Below are 7,178 nucleotides of genomic sequence, written 5' to 3' on the forward strand. Positions count from 1 at the left end.
GACCGGGTGCCGCCTGATTGTTCTCGATCACAACGAAACGGGGATTTTCGACCTCGTGCATGAACTGGGAGGGGAAATCACTGTGTTCCCCCTGATCGGCGATATCCGTTGCGGAGGGCGCTTGAAAGCTCTGTTGAACGAATGCCGGCCCGACTTTGTCTATCACGCAGCGGCTTACAAACATGTTCCCTTGCTGGAGGAAAACCCCGCAGAGGCCTTTCTGACCAACGTGGCGGGGACGCTCAATCTGTTGGAGGCATGCCGGGGAGTGGTGGGTAAGGTGGTCTTCATCTCTACCGACAAGGCGGTCCATCCGGAAAACGTGATGGGGCAGACCAAAAAAATAGGGGAAGTCCTGATCCATTCCTTCGCCGCGGCTCATCCTGACATTGAGGCCAGTGTGGTTCGCTTCGGAAATGTGCTGGGAAGCCGGGGCAACGTCCTCGAGGTTTGGAAGGCCCAGTTGGAGCGGGGAGAACCTCTCACCATCACCGACCCGGCAATGAAACGCTATTTTATGACCACCCAGGAAGCGGTGACCTTGGTCATTGAAGTGAGTTTGATGGCCGGGAATCGGCGCGTATACGTGCTGAAAATGGGTGAGATGCTCCCGATCGTCGAACTGGCCCGGATTTTTTGTGAGATTCAGGGATACCAACTGGGGCGGGACGTGGAGCTGCGGGTCACCGGAAAACGGGCCGGCGAGAAAATGATGGAAAGTTTATGGGAAGAGGGGGAACGCGTGGAAGAAACCACTCATCCCCGCATCTGGAGAGTTAGGCCGCCGGAGGAGCGGGGATTCTCCTGGGATCATATAGCCCGGCAAATCCGCTGCCTTGAGCAGTCGATCCTGGCCGGAGATACGGTCGATGTCCGGGAAGCCATGAGAAAAATCGTTGGGGATTGAGAGGTTCTTCAAGGGAGTAAGACGTTTTATGCCTATGGATCAGGTTGTTCTTACCGTTGCGTTACGGTGGTTTGACTTGAGGAGACTGGGAACATGGCGGAAAAATCCATACGTAAGGCCTTGATACCGGTAGCCGGGTTCGGTACCCGACTCCTGCCGGCAACTAAGGCTCAGCCGAAAGAGATGTTGCCGGTGGTCGATACCCCGGCGGTTCAGTACGTGGTGGAAGAAGCGTTGAATTCCGGGGTGGAAAGCCTATTATTCGTGACCGGCCGGGGAAAGCAGGCGATCGAAAATTATTTTGACTACTCGGTGGAACTGGAAAAGGAACTCAAGGATCGGGGAAAATTGGACCTGTTGCAAGAAGTGCGGGAGGTCGGGGATCTCATCCATATTTTCTATGTTCGGCAGAAACGGCAAAAGGGCCTGGGAGACGCCATCTGGTACGGGAGACAATTCATCGGGGACGCACCATTTGCGGTTCTTCTTGCCGATGACATTATCGATGCCCGGATTCCCTGCCTGGCCCAGATGGCGGAGGTCTACCGGGAATTTCCGGGAATCGTGCTGGCGGTGGAACAGGTTCCCCGGGAAAGGGTTGACCAGTTGGGGATTATTAAGGGACGGAAGGTCAAAGATCGGGTTTTCGCGGTGGAAGACTTAGTGGAGAAGCCCGACCCAGCTGAAGCCCCCTCGGACCTGGCCATCGTAGGACGATATATCCTCACGCCGTCGATTTTCGATTCAATCGAAAAGACCACGCCGGGAAAGGGCGGTGAAATCCAGCTCACCGACGCTATGAAGAACTTGATTGGACGGGAAAACGTTTATGCCTACCAGTTTGAGGGAACCTTGTACGGGGTTGGAGACAAGCTCGGCTTTCTGAAGGCCAACATCGCTTATGCCCTCAAGCGGGAGGACCTAGGCCCACCGATCCGGGAATTCATTCGGGAATGCTTGGACGGATAGACACGGGAAGGCGAAGACACCTGGATGTATATACTCTCAGGAAGGGAGTAAGATCATGAAAACGGCACAGTATGGACGGTGGGGTCAATGTATCCGGTTGGAAAACGGCCGTCTGGAACTATTGGTAACCAGGGAACGGGGACCCCGGGTGATCAGATTGGGATTCATCGGAGGCCGGAACCTTTTCCGGGAATTTCCGGAAGACGCGGCTTTGGGTGGTGATGATCGCTGGAAGATCTATGGCGGGCACCGGCTCTGGCATGCTCCGGAAATGTATCCGCGGACCTATGTCCCGGACAACGGACCGGTGGACGCGACAGGTGACGGTCGAAAGGTTGTTCTGACTCAGGAGACCGAGAAAAGGACCGGGATTCAGAAGGTGCTGGCCATTGAGATGTCTGAAGACGAGAATAGGGTGACGGTGACCCATACCCTCACCAACCGGAACCTTTGGGAGGTGGAGTTAGCGGTCTGGGCCCTGAGCGTGATGAGCGAAGGAGGTCTGGCCGTAATTCCCCAGGAACCCTACTCCAGCCACTCGGCGACGTTGACTCCGGTACGCCCCATGGCCCTATGGGCCTATACTGACATGAACGACCCGCGTTGGCGCTGGGGGAGAAAGTATGTTTCCCTAAAACAGGTGCCGGGAGCGCCCCCGACCAAGGCCGGCTTCGGGAATTCCCGGGGGTGGTGCAGCTATCTCCTGGACGATCTGGTTTTCTTAAAATGCTTCCGTTATATTCCCGGTGCAGTATATCCCGACTTTGGTTCGTCCGTTGAGCTATTTACCAATGAAAACATGCTGGAACTGGAGTCTTTGGGACCACTGGTTCGCCTGGCTCCGGATGAAGCGGTCACCCACACTGAGTACTGGGGTTTGTTCAAGGACTTACAGATTGCGGATACCGATGATTCATTGGATGAAATCCTTCTTCCCCTGGTGGAAGAAATACTGGAGGTATAACCATGCGACTGACGTTTCATGGAGCAGCTCGGGAAGTGACTGGTTCCTGCTATCTTTTGGAAGGTGCCGGAAAGCGAGTACTGGTAGACCGTGGCTTGATTCAGGGCCGGGGCGAGGAACGCAACCGGGAACCACTCCCCTTTGATCCGGCAACGCTTGATGGGGTTTATCTCACCCATGCTCACCTGGACCATTCCGGGCTGATTCCGCTTCTGGTCCGGGAGGGGTTTCGCGGGCCCGTCTTTGCCACACTGCCCACTGTTGAACTTTGCGAAGTGCTCTGGCTGGATACCGCGAAGATCGCACGGGAAGAAACCGAGCGGTTGAACCGGAGAAACCACCGGTCCGGCCGGCCGATAGTGGAGCCACTGTATGGAGAGGAGGATGTGCGTAAGGCAATAGAACTGTTCGAACCAATTTCCTATGATGAGCCAGTTCGGCTTGGAGGGGTAGAAACTACGTTTCGTAACGCAGCGCATATCCTGGGAGCAGCGGCGCTTGAGGTCCGGATTCAGGATCAGAAAGTGGTCTTTTCCGGAGACATGGGCTCTTTTAACGGGATCATGGAAGGGTCTCCACCGATCATCGACGATGCCGATTACGTGGTCGTCGAATCCACCTATGGGAACCGGGCTCACCGGGGAGTGGAAGAAACCCGGGTGGAATTCGGCGAGGCGATCGGTCAGGCCCTGGAAAGCGGAGGAAAGGTCCTGATTCCCTCGTTTGTGGTTGACCGGGCTCAGCGGGTGTTGTACGAGCTGTTTCTCTTCCAGAGGAAGGATGGCTTGGATTGCCCGGTCTTTTTCGACAGTCCCATGGGGAAATTGGCCACCGACATTTACCGGAAATACCGTGACTTTCTGGCCGGGGAAATCCGCAAGACCCGGCTTTCGGATACGGACCCCTTTTCATTGCCCAGCTTGCAGTATGTCTCTTCCCCGGAGGAGTCCCGGGCGATCAATAATGTGGACCGGGCCATTGTCATTGCCGGAAGTGGGATGCTTACCGGAGGCCGGATCGTCCATCACCTACGCCACAACCTCTGGAAGGAAAACACCAGCCTTATTTTCGTGGGCTACCAGGCAGCGGGTTCGCCGGGCCGTTTAATCGTGGATGGCGCCCGCCGGCTCCGGTTTTTTGGTGAAGAACTTTCGGTCCGGGCTAAGATTTACACTATCAATGGTTTTTCAGCCCACGCTGATCAGAACGATCTCCTGAAATGGTGCGGTTATTTTAAGAACAACCCCACCTTTCTGATCACCCACGGGGAAGAGCGTAGCGCTCAGGCTCTGGCGGAAGCCTTAAAACTGCAAGGCAAACGATCGATTGTTCCGGAACTGGGGGCGTCCATCGATCTGGACCAAAAGGCGGTTTCTGTTCCCACCCGTCCGAGGGTGGAAAAACTGGACCTTCTCAAAGAGTTGGCCGAACGTATCGCTCTTATGCGGGAGATGGAGACCCCATTGCACGAACACGCTGAGAGTTATCTGCAGTCCGCCCTGGTTCTCCTGGACGAAGCCGGGAAAGGGTGAGGGATTCAAACCGTGCGGCCGATGAACTCCCGCAGGATGGAGTTGGAAGGCACGAGCGCTTGGTTCAGGGGAATGAAGTGGTTCAAGAAAGCATACAGCCGGTAGGCTTCCAGATAGGTTTTTCGTTCGGGGGTGATCCCCCTGAGAAGCGGCTCGGCTGATTGCCGCAGGACGCTCAGTTCGTAGATCAGTGAGGAGTTGAACATAATATCGGCTTCTTCCTGGAATGGGAACACATACTTTTCCTCCCCTTCCCGGACGTGCGGCCACATGGTAAAGACCGCCTCGGCGTCCCGTCCCCGGAACTGACTGTCCCGCACTAGGCGGCGGATCAGCCGGCTGTCGGTGGTGGAAATCCGGTTATGATCGTCGATGTTGAGCTGGGTGATGGCGCTGACAAAGATCCGGACTTTCTGTTCGGGGGGGATGGTTTTACTCAACAGGGGATTCAAGGCATGTAACCCTTCGACGACGATGACGCCGTCCCGGCTCAGCGTGAGGGATTTCCCGCTAAACTCGCGTTTCCCGGTCACAAAATTGAAGTGGGGGACTTCCACCGCCTCTCCGGCGATCAGCCGCTGCATCTGCTCTTTGAACAGGCCCAGATCTATGGCTTCGGGTTTTTCATACTCCGCGAAATTGTCTTCACCCAATTCCTGCCGTTCTCGGAAATAGTCGTCGAGGGAAATGGTCAAGGGCTTCCAGCCGTTGGCCCGGAGTTGGATCAGTAAACGCCGGGCGAAGGTGGTCTTGCCCGAGGACGAAGGGCCGGCGATTAGGACCAGGTGGGTCAACCCTTTTCGCTGGGTGATCTGGTCGGCTATTTGGGCGATCTTCTTTTCATGAAAGGCCTCGGCTACCTCTACGATTTCGCGGCCCTTGAGTTGGACGACCGCTTCATTCAGGTTACCCACATTTTCTATTTCGAGAATTTTACTCCACTGGAAAGCTTCCTGAAAAATGCTGTACAGTTTTGGCCGAAACGTGTAGGGTGGCAGACTTTCCGGGTCTTTGTGATCGGGTATATGTACGATGAAACCGGGTGGTACATGCGCCAACCCGAACTTTCGGACATATCCGGTCGTTGGGCACAACGGCCCGTAGTAGTAGTCGTAATAGCTGTCCAGCACGTAAAGCGGAACCGCCGGAGTCCGCCAGTACCTGAAGAGACGAACCAGGTCCGTCCTACCCTGAGCGCTGCAGAGGTTAATCGCCTGTTCCCAGTTCACCGTGTGTTTGCGGAAAGGTAGATCTGCTTCTGCCAGTTCCTGCATCGTCTTGCTCAGAGTGGCCACTTGGGCATTGTTCAGGTTTTCCTCGTCCTCGACTTGGCAGAAAATACCGTTGCTGATCGAGTAGGTGACCTTTAGATGCTTACCGGGGAAAACCCGACTGACCGCATAACTAAGCAGAAAGAAGACGCTTCGGGTATAGGCCCGCCGCCCCTCCGGGTGGAAAAAATCGAAAAAGTGCACCTCTCCGTCCTTCTCGATCATGGTATGGAGATCGACGATCTCCCCGTCGAACTGGGCGACCAGGAAGTTTCGGAACGAATCGGGGGCGCCTTGCCGGGCCACATCGAAAAGAGTCGCGCCCTCCGGCATGTGCAGGCTCACCCGGTTATCGACGAGAACGGAGTATTCACGTTCGGCCATCTCTTTTTCTCCCTGTTAATTGAAATTGCAGGTTTAAAACCTGTAGTCGGCGAGACCGGGGGAAAAAGCCCATGGTTTCCCCTTCTTTGCCCATTATAACCTGATTGTCAACAATTCTGGCGATAAGATGGTTTTTGCTTTTCTCCGGAACATGATAGTATAGCAAAGGGTTTTCCGTGAAGGAAACAGGAGGGATGAGCATGAGCTATTTTGCCTATCACTTGGGCTTACATGAGGAAGATCTGTCGGGGGTGACCCTGGCCTTGGTTCCCGGGGCACCGGAGCGGTGTGTGAAAATAGCCGCCGCGTATGGCACCTATCGCGAACTGGCTGTCCACCGGGAATTTAAAACGATCCTGGCCGAAAGCGAAGAGGGAAAGGTTCTGGTCGTCTCATCGGGGATCGGCGGTCCGTCCCTGTCCATCGCGGTGGAAGAGCTGGCCCGCTTGGGTATTCGCCATTTTATTCGGGCGGGGACCTGTGGGGCTATCCAGGAAGATGTCGGGATCGGCGACCTGGTGGTCAGTGAGGGAGCGGTACGCCTGGATGGGACTTCGGATCATTATGCGCCGGTCAGCTATCCCGCCTGTGCCGACCACGCGCTCACTACTTACCTGCTCCGGGCCGGGCGTGAACTCGGACATCGAGTACGGCTGGGACTCACCTGTTCGACGGCATCTTTTTATCCCGGTCAAGAACGTTATGATACGTTTTCCGGGTATGTCATCCGTGGTCTTCGCAATACATTTGAGGAATGGAAAAGGTTGGGAGTATTGAATTATGAAATGGAGATCGCTACCCTGTTCACTGTCTGCCGGGTACTGGGCCTTAAAGCTGCGGCGGTGTGTGGGGTTTTAGTGAGCCGCATACAAGAAGAAACCGTTGATCTCCTGATCAAGCCCGAAGTGGAGATGAAGGTTTCCGAGACGGTGGCTCTGGCGGCCAAGCTGATCCTACGCAAAGAGTTCCGGAACGCGGAGGAGTAAGACAGAGAGGTAAATCTGATTCCACTGCAATAAGTAATTTTGCTGCAAAAGAACGAAGGAAGCCTGGGCCTAAGTTGCCTGAATCAGCCGCCGAAATCACCGCATTTTCGCAGCAAAAAGGCCAAGGATGGCCTTTTCAGCAGCACTGTAACCGGACGTGGTCAT

General features: G+C 55.3%; 6 protein-coding genes. 5 read left to right on the plus strand and 1 reads right to left on the minus strand.

Annotated features, from left to right (window positions below):
* From VLH40_05640 to VLH40_05655, 4 genes are all read left to right on the plus strand, one after another.
* Window positions 1-907 (plus strand): polysaccharide biosynthesis protein (locus VLH40_05640; GenBank protein HSV31491.1); only part of this gene is annotated, 907 nt, incomplete at its 5' end.
* A gap of 93 nt (window positions 908-1,000) precedes the next feature.
* Window positions 1,001-1,876, plus strand: a complete 876-nt coding sequence (gene galU, locus VLH40_05645; protein ID HSV31492.1) for a UTP--glucose-1-phosphate uridylyltransferase GalU — start codon at window positions 1,001-1,003, stop codon at window positions 1,874-1,876.
* Window positions 1,877-1,931: 55 nt separating this feature from the next.
* Window positions 1,932-2,840 (plus strand): hypothetical protein, encoded by a 909-nt coding sequence (locus VLH40_05650; GenBank protein ID HSV31493.1) that lies wholly within the window; start codon window positions 1,932-1,934, stop codon window positions 2,838-2,840.
* A gap of 2 nt (window positions 2,841-2,842) precedes the next feature.
* The gene (locus tag VLH40_05655; GenBank protein ID HSV31494.1) at window positions 2,843-4,372 is read left to right on the plus strand and encodes an MBL fold metallo-hydrolase; all 1,530 of its coding nucleotides are present in this window, start codon (window positions 2,843-2,845) and stop codon (window positions 4,370-4,372) included.
* A gap of 5 nt (window positions 4,373-4,377) precedes the next feature.
* Here VLH40_05655 and VLH40_05660 read toward each other — a convergent pair whose 3' ends face one another.
* The gene (locus VLH40_05660; GenBank protein HSV31495.1) at window positions 4,378-6,027 is read right to left on the minus strand and encodes a hypothetical protein; all 1,650 of its coding nucleotides are present in this window, start codon (window positions 6,025-6,027) and stop codon (window positions 4,378-4,380) included.
* A gap of 200 nt (window positions 6,028-6,227) precedes the next feature.
* Between VLH40_05660 and udp the strand changes: the two genes are divergently transcribed.
* Window positions 6,228-7,013, plus strand: a complete 786-nt coding sequence (udp, locus tag VLH40_05665; protein ID HSV31496.1) for a uridine phosphorylase — start codon at window positions 6,228-6,230, stop codon at window positions 7,011-7,013.
* Window positions 7,014-7,178: the final 165 nt, after the last annotated feature.

It is taken from the genome of Atribacteraceae bacterium (assembly GCA_035477455.1).
Taxonomy (GTDB): domain Bacteria; phylum Atribacterota; class Atribacteria; order Atribacterales; family Atribacteraceae; genus DATIKP01.